The following is a 24,293-nucleotide window of genomic DNA, read 5'->3' as shown; positions in this document are numbered from 1 at the left end:
AACTTCTACCTTTCATTTCTTTACCTCCATTCACTTTATACATTATACTGAATGTATAAGGAATTGTCCAAGATAGTTTCGGGGCTTAAGAGATTGCAGAATATTTAACTGATAAAAAGATAGAAAGCGATCATATCCTTGAATCGGTATTTAAGGCCTCCAAGCAAATGATTGAGATGTCGGCAGAGATTAAACCAGCAGAATATGAATATTGGAAAAAGTCTGGATTGCTTAAATGTGATAGTTTTGAGGAAGTATTGAATGTTGTTAATTATAAGTAAAATAGTTAAGAATAGTATTTATAAAAGCTCACTTGTGATTTATAGTGCAATCACAAGTGAGCTTTTATCCTTGAACTTGTTTGATATAGATATCCTTAGTTTATAAGTAAGTGTCAAAATTCCTTAGAGCAAGTGCTGGATCTTGTTTTTAATAGTCATATAAGATAACGAGTGAATTAGTTTCACCAGTCTTATATAAACACATGTATTTTTGCATCTGAATCTTCACTCTTAGAACCAAGAACTAAAATTGTTGTTTCATGAACTTGGATATAATAAACTTCTAGCAATTTTTCCTTCTTTATGCTTTAGACTGGTTGAAATTCGGTAATTGTACCAACTATCAAGGTCAACAAAATCTTCATGTAAGGACTTGTGACAAGTGTATTAAAATAAGTAGCCTACCTGTAAGTTGGCATTTCAGAAAGGTAATAAAAAAAGAACTCCATCTGAACGAGTAAAAAAAGAATTCTTGAAGACTACAATATGGAGTAAGCTCATTGCCGTGGTAAAAAGTACTGGAGTTGGCGGACATTAATCTATAGACCTTTAAGAGTTTATGCAATCCTTTGAAATTAATACTTAAGGTTTACACCTTTGTCATTGAATATTTAAACATAGTTATATCTAATTAATAGTAATATAACTAAAGAATTTGATCTAAATGAAGCACTTTTAACTGTTCATAAATTTTTACAAAATATAATAGTGCTCTTTACAAAGTACTGTTATTATTTTTTTCGTAAAAGCTGCTAAAAAATCTTTTATAAGAAAAAATTTAGAAAGATTCATTTCATGGTTCAGTGGTAAAAGTATTTTCATTACAGATATATCCACTATGGGTATATGCAAGCTTATCAGGGTAAAGTTACCTATTTAGATACTATTTTGGCTTGCATTTTTAATTATGTATAGAATAATAATTAAAGTGAGAAACATAAAAACTTCTTATAATTTGGAAAAAACACTTTCTAGTACTAATTATACACTTTGATTATAATGAGCCTTAAGTATTCATCATTATAATCAAAACTATGAGTAGCATGGTGATATAAGTGAATTTGCATTAATTTTAGATTTCACCTAAAAAGTGAAAAGATACGGGAAAAGAGACTCAAATTTGTTATGGTTAATTTGCACAAAAACACTTAACAAATTTCAGTCTCACATGAATAGTCTATTAGAAAAATCATTAAATTTCACTAGAAAGATTAGGATTATTTTTCACGGTGGAGATTTAACATCTGACACTGGTTTAATTCTTTATAAATAGTTTGATGAAAAGTTAGATTTAAGCCTAGCTATAAAAGATATCTTACAAGTTGAAGATAATGCTAAATTTAGAAAACATACTAATTCCGATATAGTTATACAAAAAATCTATTTAAATATAGCTGGTTACCATACTGATGACAATGATGATGAGCTTATTAATGATCTAGCATATAATTTTCACTATTCATGTACAGGGTATAACCCATTATTAATGTTTGATGGTCTAACTGGGGATTTAATTAAAGCGGAGCTTAGAGCTCGAAACGTATATACCTCAAGCCAAGTTGTAAGATTTATAGGGGCAACCCTAAAAATGTATTCAGAACAATATCCAACCATATCAAGGTTTGTAAGGAGAGATGGTGGATTTGCTAATCCCAAGGTACATAAGCTTGTTGAAGAAAACAATGTCTTTTATGCAATAAGGTTAAAAGTTAATGCAACACTTTATAAAGGAAGGGAAAAATGGATTTGATTTTGATTCAATGAGCAGTTCTGAATTTATTGCTAATGCCAATAAGCTTCAAGTAGCAATATTTGCTTACAACTTTAATAACTGGTTTAGACGTTTAGTTTTGTGTAAGTTAATGATATCTAGTAGGATTGAAACCATTATAATTAAGCTTCTAAAAATAGTTAGAGACGGTAGATACTTGAATCTTAAAATGTGTAGCAGTTGTGCTTATAAAGAGGCATTTTGGAACACTCTGGAGAATATTAATAAATTTTCTATTCCTTTATGATGTGCATAAAAACAGAATATTTTAGTTGTATTAAACAACATCCTGCGGGTTTATAGTAGCAATTATTCAAGGTTTATTTTTAAAATCTAAAGTACAAGTGTGTAGGTAAAAACTAACGTTTTTTAAGAAGTTGGCGTGATAAAATCTTATGAAAGAAACGTATAAGTGATAAGATTTTCGATTTTAACAAAAAAATAGTCACCAAGTTCACTTTAAATATCTTTTTTTACAGATACTCATTAAAAATAAACCTGATGAATAATTAAGGATAAGTTAATTACAATATTTTGAAATAAGTGTTGATTATTTCAAAAAAAGCATATATAATAAAAGTAAGTAGTAAGTAGTAAGTAGTAAGTAGTAAGTAGTAAATAAAGGAGGATGTTTATGAGACTTATAGACTTCAATCTATCAATTACAGAGGAATTTGTTACTTTAACATTGCTTGGTAAGAGTATGTTTAAGTCAAAGAAGTTAAGGCTAGGAAATGATAAGGCATATACAATTACATCTGCGTTTATTGAGCTCTTTTTAGATGAAAAAATTGCTCTTAACGAAAAACAACAAGTTGTAGTAACTAATTCGGATTTAACAGGAAAACAGTATATTGATCTTATATTAGCAACATTGGCAAGTAAAAAACCAATGAAATTAATAAGGTGGATTGAACACCTGTATGTAAATTCAAAGTTAGGTAGTAATATATGCAATTCTATTGCAGAAAGTATTATTAGTAAAAAGGTTTTAGAGCTTGAAACTAAAGATGTATTACTGGGTAATAGGAAAGAGTATAAGGATATTAATAACATTGGTGATTGTATAATTCAGAAGATAAGAGCAGAATTGTTAGAAGATGGGCAAATTGGTGAAAGTACTTTATATCTTGCACTTCTAGCAGATGGGAATAAGATGCTTATGAGATATTTTTCTGAATATGAATATAAAGCCATAAAGGAAAAAATGGAACAGCTGTATGAAACAAAAGAGTCTGAGAAATACAAGGTAATAAAGAAAGCAATTGATGAAATCGAGATTAATTCTATATTTGCTTTGCTTTTGGGGTTAGTGTAGAAAATGTCTAGACCTAGAAGCATGGACGTAATTGAAAACTCTGAATTTATTACAATCAGTGAATTGGTTCTATTATCTGGTATGAGGTACAGTACCGTGAAGTACTATACAGAGGAGGGGTTATTGCCTTTTGAACAGATAGATAGTAGACTTGTTAGAAGATATCCTCGCATAGATGCACTTAATCGCCTTAATGAAATAAATTTGTTAAAATCTAATGGACTTACAATGTGGGAAATTAAGGGGAAAATTTTGTGCAAGTAGGCATACTTGGAATAAAAGCTTTTTAACTTCAATTAATAAAGAACAGCGCTGCTATACAACTCACTATGTGGTTAACTGTGTAGCAGCTTCATCATTGCAAAATCACCTATACAAAATTTAGTTACAATAGATTTGGCAACAAGTTCATCTTCTTTTTCTAGAGATTGTAAATTGTGCTTTTACCTACATTTGCAATCCTGGTTTTAATAATCTACGATGCTGATAGTTAGCTTAAATTTGTGGGTATATTAATTCTTAAAAATGATTTATCTTAGGCTTTAGTAAATCGAAACTTGCTAAAGATAAGCTTATTTAGATTTCTCCATAACAATAGTAGCTTCATTTCCATCTACTGACGCAAATATGGCGCCTCCACTTCCTTTAACATTTGGCATGATGTTAAATAATCTCCAGCCCTCTTTAGCATAATCATTTAAAGTAACCTCTAGTTCTTCTGGGGTATTTAAATCAAATCTCCATCTAAAAACCTTATATTCATACATTGATAAACCTCTCCTTTAGAATAGCTTATATTAAACTTTTCAACAGTGTAATACAATTATATACAAATTAATGCTAAAATAACAATATATAGAAGTTAAAAAGAAGTTATATTATGTACTAGATTAAATAGATGATTAAAAATATAAAACAGAGTATAACCTTAAATAGGCACATTAAATAGAAAAGTTGGTTAAAACTAAAGAAGAAAACTTACGTAAACTATAAAATACTGCCTTATTTGGAAGTTTTACTATAATTTGTACAAATACATTACCTTGTTTTATATTCACAGTATTGTATAATTATAGGTATGGCAATAGGAGAGATGAATATGAATAAAATAGAGTTATTAGCACCAGGCGGAAGCTTGGAGAGCATGTATGCAGCAGTACAATCAGGTTGTGATGCTATTTACATGGGAGGAACAAAATTTTCAGCAAGAGCTTATGCAAGTAATTTTAGTGATGAGGACTTAATTAGAGCAGTGGATTACTGCCATCTTTATGGAGTAAAAGTATACATTGCACTAAACACCTTAATAAAAGAAAATGAAATGAAAGAAGCCTTTGAATATGCAAAATATTTATATACCATTGGTGTAGATGCACTAATAATTCAGGATATGGGCTTATTTACCTTAGTCAAAGCCTCTATGATGGATTTTGAAATACATGCCTCAACTCAAATGACAATTCACAATGGAGAAGGTGCATTGTTTTTAAGAGACTTGGGATTCCAAAGAATAGTGCTTTCTAGAGAGCTTAGCCTAGAAGAAATTAAGTATATTTCTACAGATTTAGGCGTTGAAACAGAGGTGTTTGTCCATGGAGCCTTATGTATAAGTTATTCGGGACAATGTCTTATGAGTAGCGTCATTGGTGGAAGAAGTGGAAATAGAGGAAGATGTGCTCAACCTTGTAGATTACCTTATACAGTTATTAACAAGGGAAATGAGGAAACAAGGGAAGGATACTTATTAAGTCCAAAAGATATGTGCACTATTGATGAAATTAAGGATTTAATAGAAAGTAATACTTCCTCATTAAAAATTGAAGGAAGAATGAAAAAACCAGAATATGTGGCTGGGGTAGTATCGAGCTATAGAGATGCTATTGAAAGTGTTTATAAGGAAAAAGGCTACGATAGCAGTAGTCATAAAGAAATTCTTACCCAATTGTTTAATAGGGAGGGTTTTTCTAAAGCCTATCTTCGTGGCAATGTGGGCAAGGATATGATGGCTTATAACTTCCCTAAAAATACAGGGGTATATCTTGGAAAAGCAAATAAAGATTTGTCTGTAACCTTATCTAAGGATATTTCTCTGGGAGATGGAATTAGAATTAATCAAGGAGGCTTTAATATAACCTCTATAGTAAAGGGTAAAGAAAAAGTGGAGTTTGCTAGAAAAGGAGAGGTAGTAAAGCTTAAGCCTGAAAAATATAAACCTAATGATGAGCTTTATGTAACCTCAGATACAAAGCTTATGAAGAAGCTTTCTACAGCTTATGAAAATATATATGAAAAGAAGCTTCCACTAGAAATAGAAGTAGAATTTAAGGTCAATGAGCCTTTTAGGCTAAAGGCTGAGTATGAAGGAGAAACTTTTGAAGTAACTGGGGATATTGTTCAAGTAGCCCAAAAAAGGCCTTTAGACAAGGAAAGTATAATTAAGAATTTAAGTAAGCTAGGGGATACACCTTTTAATTTAAATAAAGTGGATTTCAAGGAATTTCAAGAAGGGTTCTTGCCAGTTGCAGGAATTAATTTAGTTCGTAGAGAATTAATAGATAAAATTATAAACTTCATAACCTTAAGATATAAGAAAAGTGAAGAAAATATATTAAAGGTAGAAGAAAACTACAGAGTAAAAGCTCACAAAGAAATTCCAGACTTATTAATTTGTATTTCTTCAACAGAACAATATAATACAGTAATTAACTTTATTGAAGAAGAAAAATTCAATAGTAAATATAATAATATTGCTTTAGCCTTAGATTTATTTTCCATGGGTAATGATATAAAAATTAATGAGTTAAATTATAATAACATCTACATTAAGGTGCCAAATATAATAAAAGAAGAATTTGAGGGAATTGCAAGGGTAGTGGAAGAAAACTTAAGTAATATTAGGGGAATTGTCACTGCAAATCTTGGGATTATTAATAGATTTAAAGAGAGAACTTCAATAATTGGAGACTATAAATTAAATATATTTAATCATAACAGCTATGACTTCTATAGTAGCTATGCAGATATTTCTGCCTTAAGTGTAGAGCTAACCGGAAGAGAACTTAGAGAGCTATCAGAAAAAGCTAAAAAGCCAATGCAAATTGTTCTTTATGGAAAATATGAACTTATGATAAGTGAGTACTGTGTTATTGGCAGTACCTTCGGAGAAAGAAGCAGCAGTAAAAACTGCAGGGCTAATTGCGCAAAAGATAGCTTTACTTTAAGGGATAGAATGGGTGAGGAGTTTATTCTAAAAACTGATAAGTATTGCAGAAGTCATATTTATAATCATGTGCCTGTAAACTTAGTGCCTCATATGAAGGAGCTTAAAAAGAATGGATTTAACTTCTTTAGAGTGGATTTTATAGATGAGGGTGAAAATAAAATAAAAGAAGTACTAAAGATGATTATGGACGAAAAGTATGAGGGTGACTATAAGGAATACACAAGAGGACATTATAAAAGAGGAGTAGAATAAAGAGAGCAGGTGAAATAATGAACGAAAAGACCTTAAAGGTATTAGAATACGGAAAAATCAAAGAAAGTATAAAAAAGTACGCAAAAACCTCTGCGGGAAAAGATATAATTGATAATTTAATGCCTTATAAAAATCTTTATGAAATGAAAGAGCACTTAGAAGAAACTAAGGAGGCTCTAGAGATTTCAAGCTTAAAAGGGGCGCCACCCTTTGATGGAATTCATGATGTAAGGGAAGGGATTTCAAGGGCAGCTAAGGGTTCAGCCTTAATGCCAGGAGAACTTTTAAGAATTGGTTCCATGCTAAGATGTGCAAGATTATTTAAGGATTATATAGCTCATAAAGAGGAAGAGCAAGGCTATAGAGTTCTTGAGGATATTATAGTGGGACTTGTACCGCTTAAAAAGCTTGAGGATGAAATTTTTAATGCAATTGTAAGTGAAGAAGAAATTTCAGATAGAGCAAGTGCTGCGCTATATAGTATTAGAAGAACTTTAAGAGATAAAAGCTCATCAGTTAAAGATAAAGTAGGCTCACTAGTTAGAGCTAACTCAAAATATTTACAGGAAAACTTATATACCGTTAGAGGAGATAGATATGTTATTCCTGTTAGAGCCGAATACAAAGACCAAGTACCAGGATTAGTTCATGATCAAAGTGGTTCTGGAGCAACCTTATTTATTGAGCCAATGAGCTTAGTTCAGCTTAACAATGAAATTAGGGAATTAATGCTTAAGGAAAAGGCAGAAATAGAAAGAATTCTAAGGGAACTTTCTTCAAAGGTTACTGCTAATGTAGATATTGTTGAAAACAATGGAAATATAATTTGGGAACTAGACTTTATCTTTGCAAAAGCAAAGTATGCTGGGGAACTTAACTGTATATGCCCTGAGGTTAATGATAAGGGAATCATTGATTTAATAGAAGCAAGGCATCCACTAATAGATCAAAAGGTAGTAGTACCAAGTAATATTTATTTAGGAAGAGAATTTACATCCTTAGTGATTACTGGACCAAATACTGGAGGAAAAACTGTAACTTTAAAAACAGTTGGACTTATTCATTTAATGGCTATGAGCGGAATTTTAATTCCTGCAAGAAGTGGTTCAGTGGTAAGCTTCTTCAATAAAGTATTTGCAGATATTGGAGATGAGCAAAGTATAGAGCAAAGTCTGTCTACCTTCTCTTCTCATATGACTAATATTGTAGGAATTATTGAAGGTGCAGATGAAAATACCCTAGCCCTATTCGATGAATTAGGATCAGGAACAGACCCTACAGAAGGAGCGGCTCTTGCAGTTTCTATTCTTGAAAACCTAAGAGGTAGAAATACAAAAATTGTAGCAACTACCCACTATAGCGAGTTAAAAGGTTATGCACTTAAGACTGTAGGAGTTGAAAATGCTTCTGTGGAATTTAATGTGGAAACTTTAAGACCAACTTATAATCTTTTAATTGGAGTTCCAGGTAAATCTAATGCCTTTGAAATTTCAAGAAGACTAGGACTACCTGAATATATTATAAGCTCTGCAAGAGAAAATATTTCAAGTGAAAGTCTTAAATTTGAAGATTTAATTCAAAGTCTTCAGCAAAAGAGTATTAAGGCAGAAAATGATGCTCGTGATGCTGAAATACTAAAGAAGGATGCAGAAAAGCTTAAGGAAAGATTTGAAGAGAAATTATATAAGTTTGAGAAAAACAGGGAAAATGCCCTTTATCAAGCTCAAAGGGAAGCCAAACAGCTTATTAAAACTGCTAAAGATGAGGCAGATGATATTCTTAAAAATATTAGAGACCTTGAAAAGTTAGGATATTCTTCAGAAGCAAGAAATATGTTAGAAACTGAAAGACGAAAAATAAAAGATAAACTTGAAAACATGGAAGACTCCATGAAAAAGTCAGAAGAATATACAGGAGAACAACTAAAAACAGTTCGAGAGGGAGACGAGGTCTATCTTCCATCCTTAAACCAAAATGTAATTGTGCTTTCAAAACCAGATAATAAAGGTGAGGTTCAAGTTCAAGCTGGTATAATGAAAATTTCTGTAAAACTTTCTGATTTAAGAAAATCAAAGGTAACCCAAGAAGATAAGAAAAAAGCTAAAATGCAAAAAAGAGAAGCTAAGTTAAATCTTAAAAATGTAGCAACTTCTGTGGATTTAAGAGGTATGGATGCAGAAGAAGCAATTTACACTGTGGATAAGTACTTAGATGAAGTTTATCTTGGTGGGCTAAATGAAGTTACTATTATTCATGGAAAAGGAACAGGAGTACTAAAAAGTGCAATTACTGACCTGTTAAGAAGACACCCTCACGTAAAAGGTTCTAGACTAGGAAACTATGGTGAAGGTGGAACAGGAGTTACAGTAGTACAGATAAAGTAACTTATAGTTTAATTTTCGTAATTAGATTTAAAACCATAGTAAACTTTAGTGTAGGAAACTAAGGTTAGACTACATTTGCACATTACCTATGGTACAGGGAACTAAAATAAAGAATTGATTTATAGAGGGAACCTACAGTGGTTCCCTTAAGACTTTTTAAAGCTAAGTAAAATAAACTTTACGTAAGGATGTGATAAAATGATATTAGTAAGTGGGTGTCTTTGTGGTATTAACTGCAAATATGACGGTGGTAATAATTTAAATGAAAAAGTACTTAAATTGTTACAAGAAGGTAAGGCTATTCCAGTATGTCCAGAACAACTTGGAGGGCAAGAAACACCAAGAGTTGCTCATGAAATCATTGAAGGGGATGGAGCTTTAGTATTAGATGGAAAAGCTAGAGTTAAAGGAACTGATGAAAATGATGATGTAACAGGGGAATTTATAAAAGGAGCCATAGAAACCCTTAAAATTGCAAAGGCAATAGATGCAAAGGTAGCAATCTTAAAAGCTAGAAGTCCTTCTTGTGGAAAGGGAATCATCTATGATGGTACCTTTAATGGTGGTAAAAAGCCTGGCAATGGAGTTGCTGCGGAGCTGCTTTTAAGAAATGGAATCAAGGTTTACACTGAAGAAGAACTAGAAAAGTTCTTTGAGGAAAATAGGCTTTAGGCATCTTCAAAAAATAAGTAAGTCAATCTGCTCGTCTATTTTGTGCTATACTGCGTCAACAGAACCCTGTGATAGCCCCACTATCTGCGGAACCTGTTTCCTTGTCTATCACAAAATAGTCTTCACATCTTTGACTTGTTATTTATTTTCAGATGCCTTAATCCGTATATAAGTTACAAAAGTATTTCTATATTATAAGAAAGTTTTAAACAACTTATATAAAAGAAAATGGAAAATAAAATAGATATGTTTATGCATAGCTTTATTGCATTTTACATAGGCAAGTAATTATATGTCTTAGAGTAAAGCACTGCTGCTTAAGTGTGGAACTTATTAAGATATATAAGTGTTTATCTGTAAGTTAATTATAAAAATATACAATAAATTATAACTTGTTATGGGGGATTTTTTTATGAATATTAAAGAAGTAAGAAAAGCTGCTAGGGAAAACCTAAACAATAGCTGTAAAGTTTGTCCAGTTTGTAATGGAGTTGCTTGTGCTGGACAAGTACCAGGAATGGGTGGCAAAGGTTCAGGAGATGCCTTTAAGGTAAATATTGATGCCTTAAATAAATATAAGTTAAACATGAGAGTAATTCATGATGCTAAAAATCCTGAAACTTCAATTGAGTTATTTGGTAAAAAGCTAGATATTCCAGTGTTTGCAGCCCCAGTTTCAGGAACTACTTTAAACATGGGTGGAAAATTCACTGAAGAAGAATACATATCATGGGTAATTGATGGATGCTTAAATGCAGGGATATATCCAATGGTAGGGGATACAGCAGTGGACTCCTTCCTGATTACTAATCTTGAAGCTTTAAAGAAAGCTGATGGACAAGGAATTGTATTTATAAAACCTTGGGAAAATGAAAATGTAATTAAAAAGATTAAAATGGCTGAAGAAGCTGGAGCCTTTGCGGTGGGAATGGACATAGATGCTTGTGGACTTATAACCCTAGCTCTTCACGGAAAACCAGTAATGCCTAAAACTGTTGAAGACATAAAAGAATTAGTAAATAGCACTAAGCTTCCATTTATCCTTAAAGGAATCATGACTGTAGATGAAGCTCTACTAGCAGTAGAAGCAGGAGTAGATGCTATAGTAGTATCAAACCATGGAGGAAGAGTATTAGATCAAACTCCAGGAGTAGCTGATGTTTTAGAGGATATTTCTAAAGCTGTAAAGGGAAAAGTAACTATCCTAGCAGATGGTGGAGTAAGAACTGGAGTGGATGTACTTAAATTTATAGCTCTAGGTGCTGATGCAGTGCTTATTGGAAGACCTTTCGTTACAGCTTCCTTTGGAGGACAAAGCGAGGGCGTTAGAACCTACATAGAAGAATTAAAGGGAGAATTAAAATCAGCTATGGTTTTAACAGGTTGCAAAGATGTTAAAAATATAGATGGTAGAGTTTTATTTAGAAAATAAATAAGGTATCAACTAAAAGAGAGTAGACTTCATAGAAGGAGGTCTACTCTTAATTTTTTATTTATAGTAAAAAATGTATCTTAAAACAAAGTTATAAGATAATTCTAGTTCTGTATTAGTTAAATTTGCTAAATGTATCCAGATGTTTTTGTATATCTGAATCATTGTTAATTAGAACATCACCATATACTGGCAATAAAGTATAAGTATTAGTTTCTTTATGAAACTTTCCTATAAGTAAATATTGCTCGCCAGGAATCAGCAACTTGTCTCCTTCTGCTATAGTCAATGTGTAATTCTTTATACCACCTTCTTGATTTACAATAATAGTATCTTTTATATTTCCCTTAATAAGCTGGTGAACCTTTACAGAAAACTGAGTTTCTGGTACGTTTTTATAAGTTATTGTTCCAACTTGTTTTTCTACTGTTCCAATAAAAATAAAATCTGAATTATCATATACCTGTTTAGGGTCTTTTACATCTATTGCCCATGAGTGAGAAGTTTTATAAGTTCGCAAACTGATTTTGTTTGAAAAATATAAAGTGGATATAACTATTAGTAAGAAGACCACAAAGCTTATTATGAATGGTTTTTTACGTAGCAAATTTTCCATTAAATCATCCCCTTTGATTAATACTTCTCTATATAAAATAACATTATGTATACAAGGCATTGTTATGCTTAAACTAGTGCAAAGCAAAAATAAGTATTTGATTATATTATATTACACAATTTGGAAAAGAGGTGTAAAAGAAGAAGCGTTTTGAAATAATATTAAAAACTTAAAGGAAAAGTTATTCTTTATGATAAAATATACACAAATACATAAAAGGAAGGATTCATATGAAGAGTGTAGTTAAGATTAGAAATGTTGTAATTGGGGAAGGTATGCCCAAAATTTGTGCACCCTTAGTAGGAAAAAACCTTGTAGAACTTTTAGAAGAAGCAAGTTATTTAAAAGAATTACCATTGGATTTAGTAGAGTGGCGAGTTGATTTTTATGAGTATTTATTAGATATAGAGAAAGTTAAAACTGTACTTCAAGAAATTAGGAAGATATTATCACATATACCTATTATTTTTACCTTTCGCAGCCTTAAAGAAGGTGGACAGAAGGGAGTTTCTACAGAATATTATGTGCAATTAAATAAAGAAATAATAAGAACAAAGTTAGTAGACATAGTAGATATAGAGTTATTTAATGAGAAGCAGCATATTGAAGATATGGTTTCAATTGCTGAAGAAAATGGTGTTGCTATTATTCTATCTACTCATGACTTTGAAAAAACTCCTCCTAAGGAGGAAATGATAGAAAAATTTCAAAGAGCTGTTAGTTTAGGGGCTCATATTTTTAAGCTTGCTGTGATGCCAAATTCCACTAAAGATGTGATTAATCTATTAGATGCTACTCGAATTATGAATGAGTGTTATAATAATATACCTATTATCACAATGGCTATGGGTAAGAGGGGACTAATTAGCAGAATTTCAGGTGAAGTTTTTGGTTCTGCTATAACCTTTGGGGCTGGAAAAGAAGCTTCTGCTCCAGGGCAAGTTTCAGTGGAGGAGTTAAGAAAGATTATTGATGCAATTCATAAATACAGTTCCTAATTAGTATAAAATAGGCTTTCGTAATGAAATTCATTTTATTTATCTCCAAAAGGCCTTAAGGGAACAAAGGTAGGACAATGTATAATTAAGTTTTGACTTTGGTTTCCTATAAAATATAAAAAGCTATGATAAGCTAAATTATTACAGTGTATTCTTTTGAGAGCACATTGCAGTTTAGAATATCATAGCTTTTGTTTAATGTTTAATTCCTTGGTAGTAAATTCATTTAATATTTTAACGGCATTTTCCAGTAGTAATGCCTCACAATCAACACCTTCGGTATTTAAATTATTTATTTTATAATTCCTTCTTGAAAAGAATTAAGAGATATTAGTAGGCATTTTAAAAGAAAAAAACAAAGGTAAAGTTCATAAAAAGCTCTGGAACCCGCATGAATACTATATATTCTTATAAATATTTAAAGATAACAATATATATTTATAACAACAAATATATATAATAATAAATCTTTATAATAAGAGGACATGGAGAAATTAGATTTTATAACTTGTTATGATATATGATCTAACAAATAAGCGACATTATAGTCTCTATAAGCACCTATATTTTCAGTGGTTTGGGATGTAGAAAGTTAATTAGAACTTATATATAACTTATTACTCAAAGCATTTATAAATAACTTTAAAGATTTTAGAAATAAGAAGATGACAATAATATGTCCTTAGTTGTAATAAACTTAAAAGGAAACTATAAATACTCTGAAGTAACAAACTATGATTCACTACTAACATAATAGAAACTGTGGAAACTAGTGGAAAGATGTCAGTACGAATATAAGAAATTAATATAGAGAAAATATGATAGCTCGTGATTTAAAGCGTTTATAAAAACAATACAAAGAACAGTTGTAACTGATTTACAAGTATAACATGTAAAAGTAAATAGAACATTTAAAGAAAAGGATGGTAGTGAAATAAAAATTTCATACAATGTCATGCGTATTAAAACAATAATGATTTAATAAAGAGACTAAGAAAAAGCAAAAATTAAAAAACAAGAATTTATAATATAAAACATAATGAGATTAGAATTTGTTGATAAAAGCACAAAAAAATAATATTTAATGAAATAAAATGTAAAAAACAGAAACAAATTGCGGTAATAAATGTAAAGTAAATACAGAATATGACAGATAGCTTAGTTAAAATGCTGTATAATGTTAGTTAATGGAAGTACATTAATTATTTTGGAATATTTTGAAGTATATTAAAATAAAAAATTTACAATGGGGAATTTTATGGAATTCTATGTTGTAAAAGTTCTATATATTAGTGAAAAAGAACTAGATAAACTATGATTACTAATTGATTCAGAAAAAAGAACTTTCATTTATCAAAAAACTCAAGCAAGAGAATCTTTAGATTATATTTTAAAGCTTTTCAATGCTGTGTAGATATCTGTTTGGTTAATATACTGAAAATATTTCCTTGATTTCTGCTCATTTACAATAATATACAAATATAGTAGTAAAATGAAAGATAATCTAAAATGCATTTAAAAGAAAATTAAAAGGTGGGAGTATAAAAATATGTATTCAAAAACTGAAATACTTAGTATAGCAAAAAAGCAATTAGCACTTGATTATAATTGTAAACCATTAGATTTTGAAAAAGATGGAAATACAATTACGGAAAATAAACGTCTAGAAGGTAGCCGTATATATGAAAGTGATGGATGTTTTCTAAAGATAATCAGTATAGGGGGATGTGCGGTAATCTATGCCGATGAAAAAATAAGACCTTGGGTTGAAGAGAAAATTTTAAATCAAAATGCCAGCTGGTTATTTGACTATGGTAATCTTAGAGCTATAGATAATAAATTAAAAGAGTTTGGTCATGAAATTGATGAGATGCCTCATTTTTATCTACCGAATCCGGTTCTTTGCGCTGCAAAGCCTATTACTACAATAAAATGGTTTGAACAGCAAGATATATTACAATTTAAGGGTGATAGAAGATTTAGTGAAGCTTTCATGTTTAGTGATAATTACGCGGATGTTCTTGGTGTTGCTGCTTTTGATGGTGATGTTATAATGGGGATGGCAGGAGCTAGTGAAGATAGTAAAAATCTATATCAAATTGGGATTAATGTGTTGCCTGAATATAGAGGAAAAGGTATTGGCACAAATCTAGTTGCACTATTAAAGCAGGAAATATTAAAGCGTGGAAAGGTACCTTTTTATGGAACCGCAGTATCTCATATAATTTCTAAGAATACGGCTATAAATGCGGGTTTTTTTCCGGCATGGGCAGAAGTGTATTCAAAAAAATTAGGGGATTAGGGTTAATAAAGTAAAGATTGCTTGTATAAAAGGTACTCTAGAAATAGGGTACCTTTTAATTTGGGTATAATATCTTGAATATAATAAAGTATCAAGAAAATTTAAATTATAAAATTTTTGAGATACCGTAGTATAAATCAATTTTTTAGTGTAGATTGTCAAGTAAAGTTGGCTTCTTTCTAAGGTTTGACCTGATATATTTAGGTTGTAACACCTCAGTCTAATAAATTATATAATCATGCATATGGCTTGGTATTTAACTACATAGAAGCATTTTATAATAGAGTGGGAATACATATTTACAGCAGGTGTATATCACCTAATCAGTATGAGGACAAGTATAAAATTGCATTTCAAAATTTATGCAAAAGTGCAATTTAATTCAACTTAAAACTAAATCGCTAGAAGATTCATGTTCAACTTGCACTTTTTCTTCACATAGTACCACTAGGAGGTGCCTTGAGCACAGCGAAAGGAATGATTGGGTTTATGAATAATATTAAGATTATAGACTATACACCACATTATGCAAAAGAAATTGCAAGGATGTGGACAATGAGTACTGAAGGATGGAATGGAAGTTATGCAAGTGTAACTGAGGAAAGTATCCTGGAGTCACATAAATTTAATACAAATCTAAATACTTTTCTTGCTGTTAATGATGAAGAGGTTCTAGGCTACTGTGCTTTACTAGATGAAAAAGAAGCACTTAAGATAAATCTACTAAATACAAGGTACGACTGTCATGGTAATGGAGTAGGAAAAGAAATTATTAAAGCTGTAACTAATAGAGCCTTAGAACTTGATTATTCAATGATAGATCTTCATACGTGGTCTTCAAATAAAAAGTCTATACCATTTTATAAGCGTTGTGGATTTTTTCTGGAAAATAGCCAAGGTTCTCATTGTATAAGTTTTATACCATATGTTTTAAAAACAGAAGCTCTTAAAGGGTACTTCGAAAATCAGGAGTGGTATAGTGGTTTAAAGCAAAATATGGACATGGAGCCTAGTGAAATTGAAGAGAATGGATTTGAATTTTATGAATATAATTGGGAAAGAAATAATAAAAAACTAAGGCTACAATTTGAAAGACGTGGTAGAGGATTAAGACTTATTGAAACAGATGACTATTTGGTCTCTGTAATAATTAATGATGAAACTCTTATGTTTGGGAAGACATACAAAGTATTCTATGAAATAAGCAATAAGACAGGAAAAGCACTAAAAATAAAAATAAAAGGCGAAGATAATAAGAATATAAAATTTCAATTAAACAAAGAAGTAAATGTTTATGAAAGGGAAATAGTTGAGGGTGAGTTTTATATTAATCATTCAAATGAGGAAATCAATAATGAAAAAACACATCCATCAATTGTAGCACAAATTTTCATAAATAATACAATGGCTTTGTTTAGATTTGGAATATTACCAAGATTACCAGCAGAAATAAATATTATATCAGAGAGTATTGAAAGAGTTCCTGGACAATCCTCAAAATTTTATATAAATATTAAAAATAACTTACGTGAAGAAGCTACTTTTGAATTTAAACTTAATAAAAATGATAACATAGAATTTAAGAATAGAGATTTTAAAGTTAAAATTAATGATAATGAAAAAACTTCCATAGAAGTACCGTACACTCTTAAAAAACCAATAGCCTATTCAGAGTCAATTAATGTTACGGCAACTTTGAAAAGTGGAGAGAAAATTAAATTTAAAACCAATGTAATAGAGTTTTTTAAGGGAAGAGAAGGCAAATTTGGGGGAGAGACAAATAATAGTTATGTTATTGTAAATGGTGCGTATTCAGTTATTTTAGATAAAGATGATAACTGTATACAATTTAGAAAGTTTAAAAATCAATTTAGAGAAATGGTTTTATTTACTCCTAAAATTGAAATGCTTAACCGTAATGAGTTTGTGAGTAAGAAAATAGAAAATGTTCACTGGTATGAAGAGGATGAACACATGATCCTCAAAGGAGATTATTTTTTTAATAATTATAGTGAAATGAAGTTAACTTTAATAGTAAAACTTCACATAAATGGCATTGCTCAGAGTTATTTTGAAGTATACAATTTCAGTGACATTAAAACAGAAGAGGAAATATCCATAAAACAAGAAATATATCATGATGAACTAAGTAGAGGAGTAATACCTTATAATAACAGATTTATTAAATTATCAGATATGTCTCTAGAAAGTACAATTCCATTTAGAAGTGAATTATTAAGTGAAAATTGGATTTTTTCAGGGGATGAGGATAATGCTCGTAGCCTTTGGTGGGATGAAGAGAAACTTTTCTATTTTGGCGAGTGGCCTTACATGTACATTGAAGAAAGTATTGGCATAGTTAATGGAAAAAGTAAAAAAACTACTAAATCAATTTTTGTAGCATTAACAACTTTCGAAACTTGGCAAGATTTGAGAAGCTTTACTATGAAGACATTTCACAAGGGGTTAATATGTACCACAAAAGTTGAGGATTTAAAAGATAAAGAACCTCTTAATTTATGGACAACTAATGATTGTGAGGTACTTATAAATAAGGGAAACCCTTTTATTAAAGATGGGGCTTCAATAGAACTAAAAAAATATAATGAAATTCCGGTTAAAGGAAAAATAAAAGTTGACTCAAAAAAAGGATCAGTTTGCAGCATAGAAAAAAGCTTTGAAAATATGACATTAGCTATGGATGTTTTTACATCAATGACAGGTGGGTATGATTATGATATTATCTCTGTTAAAACAGATTTAGGATTACTGCTTTTTGAAAAAAATGCTGCCTTATTTAAAATTAAAGATATAGATTTTAAAACCCAGATAAAAAAATATAAAGGATTTAATATTTACTCAATAAATAATGGGGTAATCACTATTAAGTCTTCTCCAGAATTTACAAGTGGAATATATTCATTAACCCATAGAAATCAGGAATATCTCCATAGTGGATTTACAAAGTCAGAGATGCGAACATGGTATAATCCATGGTTTGGTGGAATGCAGACTGTACCTAGAAATTGGTACGTTGAATCTACAAGTCTATTAAATGAAAAAGTTATAGCAAACTTTGTTAAAATCACCGATACATGTGGAAATCAGTGGCAAGGAATAAAAACCTCCTTGAATATAACTGAAAATGAACAATATAAAGGCTTGAAAATTAATGAATACTATTTGATGCTGCCAGGAGTTCCTGTATTATGTCATACTGCTGAAATTATTAATAATACAGGGGAATTTATGAAAGATATGCTGTTGGGTCATAGAAATTTCTTTAATATTGGAAATGATATGAGGAAGAACTTTATCACTTTTAAAGATTCTAGTAGTGAAATAAAGACTTATAGGGTTGGAGTTGAGTTTTGTGACATTTTTCCAAGTTCATCACTAACTTATGGAAATTATGACGTGGAGAATAAAATTCAGATATATGGAAAAAAGGAAAACTCCATGGCAAGGGCCACTATAAGTGTAGATGATAATGTTTATCTTCTTACAAGGAGTTTAGATATAGCAAGTGACGAAAATGTATTTACAAATCCAATGTTCTATATTTTAACAGATAATCTTATAGATGAAATGATGCTAGATGGCTTTAAAAATATTAGATTTGAAGGTGAAAAAAAATTAATTACAGTGTGTTTACTTTAGCAGGTAAAATTGACGAAAAATAGCAAAAAGTTTATACTAAAATTGTGAATATAAGAAATTTTTAGAAATATATATCTTTTATGTGCCCATATTTACATAGTACTTAATTGCTATGTAAATTTATTGGCTTGCATAATAATTTGTATTTAATTTTTTATTTATAATCAAGGGGTGAAACTATGATAAGAAAGTTAGAGGAACTCATTAGCCTAGCTAAGGAAAGACAAAAGAAAACCATAGCCATTGCTGCAGCTCAAGATAAGGTTGTTTTAGAAGCAGTGGTACAAGCTGTAAAGGATAACATAGTTGATGCTATATTAGTTGGGGATAAGAAAAGAATATTATCTCTAGGTGAAGAATTAGGATTAGACTTATCTAACATGAGAATTGAGGACGAGTGCGATATTAATAAAGCAGCTGCAAAAGCAGTAGACCTTGTAAGTAGGGGAGAAGCACAATTCTTAATGAAAGGTATTTTAGGAACTGCTGATTTACTAAAGGCTGTACTAAATAAAGAAGCAGGACTTAAAACAAGTAATCTTTTATCTCATGTAATGATTTATGAAGTACCAACTTATCACAAGTTATTATTTTTAACTGATGGAGGTATGGTACCTTATCCAGAGTTAAAGGACAAGATTGGAATAATTAATAATGCAGTAAAGGTTGCTCACTCACTTCAAATAGAGAAACCAATGGTAGCACCAATTTGTGCTGTAGAAGTAGTTAATCCTTCAATGCAAGCAACTTTAGACGCAGCAGCTCTAGCTACTATGAATAAAAGAGGACAAATTAAAGGCTGCATTATAGATGGGCCATTAGCTTTAGATAATGCTATTTCTAAGGAAGCTGCACATCACAAAGGAATTGTAAGTGAGGTTGCAGGAGAAACAGATATATTATTAGTTCCAAATATTGAAGCAGGTAACTTCTTAGGAAAATCTTTAACTTACTTTGCTCAAGCTGAAAGTGCTGGAGTTATTGTTGGAGCTAAGTGCCCAGTGGTACTAGTTTCAAGAGCCGATAGTGCTAAGTCTAAGTTATACTCAATAGCATTAGGAGCTGTATTAGTTTAATTTGTAAAATGGGGATGGATTGGATTATTGTTTTATAGCAGCTAATCCATTCCAAAGAATAAATAAATGGGGGGAAAAAAATGAAGAAAGTTATAATGACTGGTAATGAAGCCATTGCAAGAGGTGCCTATGAAGCAGGATGTCATGTTGCATCAGCTTATCCAGGAACACCAAGTACAGAAATACTAGAGAACTTCGCTACATACGAAGGAGTTTATGCAGAGTGGGCTCCAAATGAAAAGGTTGGTTTTGAAGTAGCATCTGGAGCATCAATTGGTGGAGCAAGATCTATGACTACCATGAAACACGTTGGACTAAACGTAGCTGCAGATCCATTATTCACTATGGCTTATGAAGGAGTAAATGGGGGATTTGTAGTTGTAAATGCTGATGACCCAGGAATGCACTCTTCTCAAAATGAGCAAGATAACAGACTTTATGCACCACATGCTAAAGTTGCTATGATTGAGCCTTCAGATTCTCAAGAATGTCTTGATTACATGAGAGAAGCTTTTGAGGTAAGTGAAAAATACGATACTGTAGTTCTATTTAGAGTTACTACAAGAATTTCTCACTCTAAAACTGTAGTAGAACTTGGGGAAAGAAAAGAAGTAAAGGTTAAACCTTATGAAAAAAATATAAAAAAATATGTTATGACTCCAAACCATTCAAAAATAAAGCACTATGAAGTAGAAGAAAGATTAGAAGCATTAAGAAAGTATTCTAACAACTGTAGCTTAAACAGAATTGAAATGGGAGATACAAAGATTGGTATCATAACTAGTGGAATATCTTATCAATATTGTAAAGAAGTTTTTGGGGATAATGCTTCTTATTTAAAGATTGGTTTTAGCTATCCACTACCAGATGAAATGATAAAAGAATTTGCTTCTAAGGTAGAAAAGCTTTATGTAGTAGAGGAAAATGATCCTTATATTGAAAAAGAAGTTAAAGCATTGGGTATTAAATGCTTAGGAAAAGAAATAATTCCAATTTGTGAAGAATTAAATCCAGATATAATAAGAAGAGCTATTTTAGGTGAAGAAAGTAAGGGGAACTATGGTTCGGAACTAAAAGCTCCATCAAGACCACCTGTATTATGTCCAGGATGTCCACACAGAGGAATTTTCCATGCGGTATCAAAATATAAAGATGTAGTAGCTGCAGGGGATATAGGCTGCTATACTTTAGGAATGAATGCTCCATTAAATGTTACTGACACAGTAATTTGTATGGGTGCTTCAATTTCTGGTGGAGTAGGGTTACAAAAAGCGGATATGGCAGATGGAAGACAAGATAAGAAGGTTTTTGCTTTCATTGGGGATTCAACCTTCTATCATTCAGGGGTTACTGGCTTAATTGAAGTTGTATATAACAACAGTCCAATAGTAACTGTAATCTTAGATAACAGCATTACTGGTATGACTGGACATCAAGAGAACCCAGGAACAGGTAAAACTCTTCAAAATAGAGTAGCACCAGTAATTGATATAGAAACACTAGTTATAGGCTGCGGAATTAAGAAAGAAAATATTAGAGTAGTTGACCCTTACAAGCTTGAAGAAACTAAGAAGGCTGTTAAGGAAGCTCATGACAGCACAGAGCCTTTTGTTATTATCACAAAACAACCATGTGCTTTAATAAAGGAAGTAATGAAGAGAAGAGTAAACTTAAAGTGCAAAGTTAATGAAGAAGTTTGTAGAAAGTGTAAAATGTGCTTAAAGACAGGATGTCCAGCACTTAAATTCCAAAATGGTGTAGTTAGTATTGATGAATCAATGTGTAATGGTTGCGAAGTTTGTAAGCAAGTATGCCCATTTACTGCAATAGAGAAGGTTGGTGAATAATATGAAGGAAGTTAAAAGTATACTATTTATTGGAGTAGGAGGACAAGGTACTATCCTTGCTTCAAAAATATTGTCTGAAGGACTTTTAAGACATGGATATGATGTTAAAATGTCAGAAGTTCATGGTATGGCTCAAAGAGGTGGAAGCGTAACTACTCAAGTAAGATTTGGAGAGAAGGTTTACTCACCATTAATTGAAAAAGGAAAGGCTGATGTAATAGTTGCCTTTGAGAAAAGTGAAGCTTTAAGAGCACTTCCTTATTTAAAGGATGGAGGACACTTAGTTGTTAACGACTATGAAATCCATCCAGTACCAGTTTTAATTGGAGAAGAAAAATATCCAGAGGGAGTTAGCGAAGAATTAAAAAACAGAATTCCTAATACCCTAATAATTAATGCAGCTAAAATTGCTAAAGAACTAGGAAATATTAAAGCACAAAACGTAGTACTACTTGGAGCATTACTTAAGGCTTTAAATCTAGAAGAAATCAACTGGGAGGATGTAGTTGCATCATTAGTACCAGAAAAGGCAATTGAGCTTAATAAAAAAGCATTAAAAGCTGGCATGGAAGCATAATAGAAAATTTTTAGAAGGTAGCCATAAGGTTACCTTCTTTTTATGGTGCAGCAATAGTTTTAGGTTATAAAGTCCTAAGAACATACATATATAAACCTATATAAAACTATAAGATGACATTCTAGTTATGAATAAGTATATAAAGGGTTAATGAAGTGAGATATAAACATTTTACATTAAGAAGAATTATGTATATCTAAAGTGGTTTTGGTCTTAGCTATTTTGAAAAACTTCTTCTTGTAAATTATAATTAGTGAAATAACTTCACTATAGTTTGTTAAAAAGCCTTAAAGACAACAATGTAAAAGTGTACAAGCTAATTCCTTTAATTATTTATTTAAAATTTATAAATTAACTACTATAAAATTTGTCAAAATATTTGATATAATATATACTATTAATAATACCCACAAAAACTTATAATAAAATTTATCTATGGGGGAACATGACTTATTGATAAAGATAACTTGGCTTACCTAAAACTTAAAAAATCGATAAAATAAATTCTTACCTTTAAGTCTTTATATAAGGTCTTAAAGAATTAAATATAATTTTACTAAAGGTAATCAAAGGCTTTTCCGTGATAGACAAAATAAATTAAATGATAAAGCCTATAACAATAAGTATAAATTAAATAACTTCAGAATTAAACTATTTAAGGAGGAAATTACATGTCCATATATACAACGCCCTCACCAGAGGTTATGAAGGTTATAAACAGCTATAAGAAACCCTTTGAAGAGGTTCTGGTATCACAACCTGCAATGCTTCAAGGTAGTTTATATAGAGAAGTAGTATTTAAAAAGAAGGTTTTGGGAAATTTTAGAGAAAATCCTAAGGAATATTTATATTTAGATGAGAATAATGAAATAGTTAATAATAAAAATACAGTGCTAAGATTAGGCAGATTGTTCTTCTATATGGATGCTTTCTTAAGTCAAGATAAAGATAGTATAATTGCAGCTCTTCAAAGAGATGGTGATTTACAGAAAACTAATAATGATTTTGAACAGGCTATTTTTGCTTTAGAGTTAATTAATAAGAAAGAAAAAAGTAAAAAAGATAGTAAAATTGATAAAAATAAAAAGCAAGTGAAAAAAGTTGATGAAGAGGAAACTGCAGTAAAGGGAGTAAAAGAAGTTGAAAACACTTTAACAAAACTTAGTGCCTTAAGAATTAAAACCAATGAAAAGTTAAAGCTGCTTCTAGAGAAAATTGAAGAGGAAAAAGAAAAAAATGAGCACTTTAATGAGTTAATGGTAGAGGTTTTAATGCCATATTATAGAGAAGCTATGGTTTGTAACTACGAAAAGATACAATTAATCTCCATTAATTCAGATTATTATAATGATATTAAAAAAAGAGCTGATAAGGCTAAAAAAAGCTATACTTTGAGGTTCAATACTCGTAACACAGAGCCATTAATGAAGCTTCATTACACTATGGGATACTTTGAAAATCTTTTAAGATCCTATGGAAATATTGCATCAATGAATTATAATCAATACTTAAAGGTTGTTACTAACTCAGGAAAGACTAATGCAGAATACAAGGCATCAGTACTAAAAAATAAGGTTCAGTAATTAAGTCTTAGTATAGAATTATTATATATTTGTCCATAATTATTTGCTTTAACTTAAAACTATAAAACTCTATTAGTAATCAACGGGTTCTTTTGAAATAACTGTATAGAGTGAGGACTTAATGTCTCTTAAATAGAGTGGAATTTATCCTTGTAATAGGAATGCATAAATAAAAAAGCTGCCAAGATAAATCTTAGCAGCTTTTTTTATTATATAGGAATTTCAACTTTTTTTGCGCTAGCAAAATGCCTGGAAGGCCTTGGAATTGAAGGGTTTCAGAATGTATGTAAAAAAGTACCAT

At 30.7% G+C, this 24,293-nt stretch carries 17 protein-coding genes; 15 read left to right on the top strand and 2 right to left on the bottom strand.

Translation table 11 applies throughout. The annotated features are described in order from the left end of the window. The first annotated feature begins 1,767 nt into the window (after positions 1-1,767). From J2Z44_RS22105 to J2Z44_RS19595, 4 genes are all read left to right on the top strand, one after another. Positions 1,768-2,031: a transposase gene (locus tag J2Z44_RS22105; RefSeq protein WP_021281761.1), complete on the top strand. Its 264-nt coding sequence runs from the start codon at positions 1,768-1,770 to the stop codon at positions 2,029-2,031. Continuing rightward, the gene (locus J2Z44_RS22100; RefSeq protein ID WP_021281760.1) at positions 1,994-2,299 is read left to right on the top strand and encodes a transposase; all 306 of its coding nucleotides are present in this window, start codon (positions 1,994-1,996) and stop codon (positions 2,297-2,299) included. The genes J2Z44_RS22105 and J2Z44_RS22100 overlap by 38 nt, the downstream gene beginning before the upstream one ends. Before the next feature lie 387 nt (positions 2,300-2,686). Then, positions 2,687-3,370, top strand: a complete 684-nt coding sequence (locus J2Z44_RS19600) for a GPP34 family phosphoprotein (RefSeq protein WP_021281759.1) — start codon at positions 2,687-2,689, stop codon at positions 3,368-3,370. A gap of 3 nt (positions 3,371-3,373) precedes the next feature. Then, positions 3,374-3,634 (top strand): MerR family transcriptional regulator, encoded by a 261-nt coding sequence (locus J2Z44_RS19595; RefSeq protein ID WP_021281758.1) that lies wholly within the window; start codon positions 3,374-3,376, stop codon positions 3,632-3,634. 308 nt (positions 3,635-3,942) lie between these two features. Here the strand turns inward: J2Z44_RS19595 and J2Z44_RS19590 are convergent, their stop codons facing one another. Beyond that, on the bottom strand, positions 3,943-4,137 hold the full coding sequence (locus J2Z44_RS19590) for a DUF4177 domain-containing protein (protein WP_021281757.1): 195 nt from the start codon (positions 4,135-4,137) through the stop codon (positions 3,943-3,945). A gap of 332 nt (positions 4,138-4,469) precedes the next feature. Here J2Z44_RS19590 and J2Z44_RS19585 point away from each other — a divergent pair, with 332 nt between their 5' ends. The 4 genes from J2Z44_RS19585 to J2Z44_RS19570 all read left to right on the top strand — a co-directional run bounded on the left by J2Z44_RS19585 (position 4,470) and on the right by J2Z44_RS19570 (position 11,333). After that, entirely contained in the window at positions 4,470-6,845 is a 2,376-nt protein-coding gene (locus tag J2Z44_RS19585; RefSeq protein ID WP_021281756.1) for a U32 family peptidase, read from the top strand. A gap of 17 nt (positions 6,846-6,862) precedes the next feature. Continuing rightward, positions 6,863-9,229 (top strand): endonuclease MutS2, encoded by a 2,367-nt coding sequence (locus tag J2Z44_RS19580; RefSeq protein ID WP_021281755.1) that lies wholly within the window; start codon positions 6,863-6,865, stop codon positions 9,227-9,229. Between the two features lie 198 nt (positions 9,230-9,427). After that, positions 9,428-9,901, top strand: coding sequence for a 2-thiouracil desulfurase family protein (locus J2Z44_RS19575; protein ID WP_021281754.1), 474 nt, complete (start codon positions 9,428-9,430; stop codon positions 9,899-9,901). A 412-nt stretch (positions 9,902-10,313) separates the two neighbouring features. Then, positions 10,314-11,333, top strand: a complete 1,020-nt coding sequence (locus J2Z44_RS19570) for an alpha-hydroxy-acid oxidizing protein (protein WP_021281753.1) — start codon at positions 10,314-10,316, stop codon at positions 11,331-11,333. Between the two features lie 115 nt (positions 11,334-11,448). Here the strand turns inward: J2Z44_RS19570 and J2Z44_RS19565 are convergent, their stop codons facing one another. Beyond that, entirely contained in the window at positions 11,449-11,949 is a 501-nt protein-coding gene (locus tag J2Z44_RS19565; RefSeq protein WP_021281752.1) for a hypothetical protein, read from the bottom strand. 230 nt (positions 11,950-12,179) lie between these two features. On the opposite strand from J2Z44_RS19565, the gene aroD reads away from it, so the two are divergent. The 7 genes from aroD to J2Z44_RS19530 all read left to right on the top strand — a co-directional run bounded on the left by aroD (position 12,180) and on the right by J2Z44_RS19530 (position 23,992). Further along, positions 12,180-12,947, top strand: coding sequence for a type I 3-dehydroquinate dehydratase (gene aroD / locus J2Z44_RS19560; protein ID WP_021281751.1), 768 nt, complete (start codon positions 12,180-12,182; stop codon positions 12,945-12,947). A 1,549-nt stretch (positions 12,948-14,496) separates the two neighbouring features. Further along, positions 14,497-15,249, top strand: coding sequence for a GNAT family N-acetyltransferase (locus tag J2Z44_RS19555; protein ID WP_021281750.1), 753 nt, complete (start codon positions 14,497-14,499; stop codon positions 15,247-15,249). Positions 15,250-15,708: 459 nt separating this feature from the next. After that, positions 15,709-18,909: a GNAT family N-acetyltransferase gene (locus J2Z44_RS19550; protein WP_021281749.1), complete on the top strand. Its 3,201-nt coding sequence runs from the start codon at positions 15,709-15,711 to the stop codon at positions 18,907-18,909. Between the two features lie 179 nt (positions 18,910-19,088). Next, positions 19,089-19,985: a phosphate butyryltransferase gene (locus J2Z44_RS19545; RefSeq protein WP_021281748.1), complete on the top strand. Its 897-nt coding sequence runs from the start codon at positions 19,089-19,091 to the stop codon at positions 19,983-19,985. Positions 19,986-20,065: 80 nt separating this feature from the next. Beyond that, entirely contained in the window at positions 20,066-21,832 is a 1,767-nt protein-coding gene (gene iorA / locus J2Z44_RS19540; RefSeq protein ID WP_209649980.1) for an indolepyruvate ferredoxin oxidoreductase subunit alpha, read from the top strand. A 1-nt stretch (position 21,833) separates the two neighbouring features. Further along, positions 21,834-22,409, top strand: coding sequence for an indolepyruvate oxidoreductase subunit beta (locus J2Z44_RS19535; protein ID WP_031270941.1), 576 nt, complete (start codon positions 21,834-21,836; stop codon positions 22,407-22,409). Positions 22,410-23,080: 671 nt separating this feature from the next. Beyond that, positions 23,081-23,992, top strand: a complete 912-nt coding sequence (locus J2Z44_RS19530) for a hypothetical protein (RefSeq protein WP_209649978.1) — start codon at positions 23,081-23,083, stop codon at positions 23,990-23,992. The last annotated feature ends 301 nt before the right edge of the window (positions 23,993-24,293 follow it).

This window comes from Clostridium punense, from assembly GCF_017874425.1.
In the GTDB taxonomy this organism is placed as follows: domain Bacteria; phylum Bacillota; class Clostridia; order Clostridiales; family Clostridiaceae; genus Clostridium_J; species Clostridium_J punense.
This window is presented reverse-complemented; position numbering and strand designations above follow the sequence as displayed.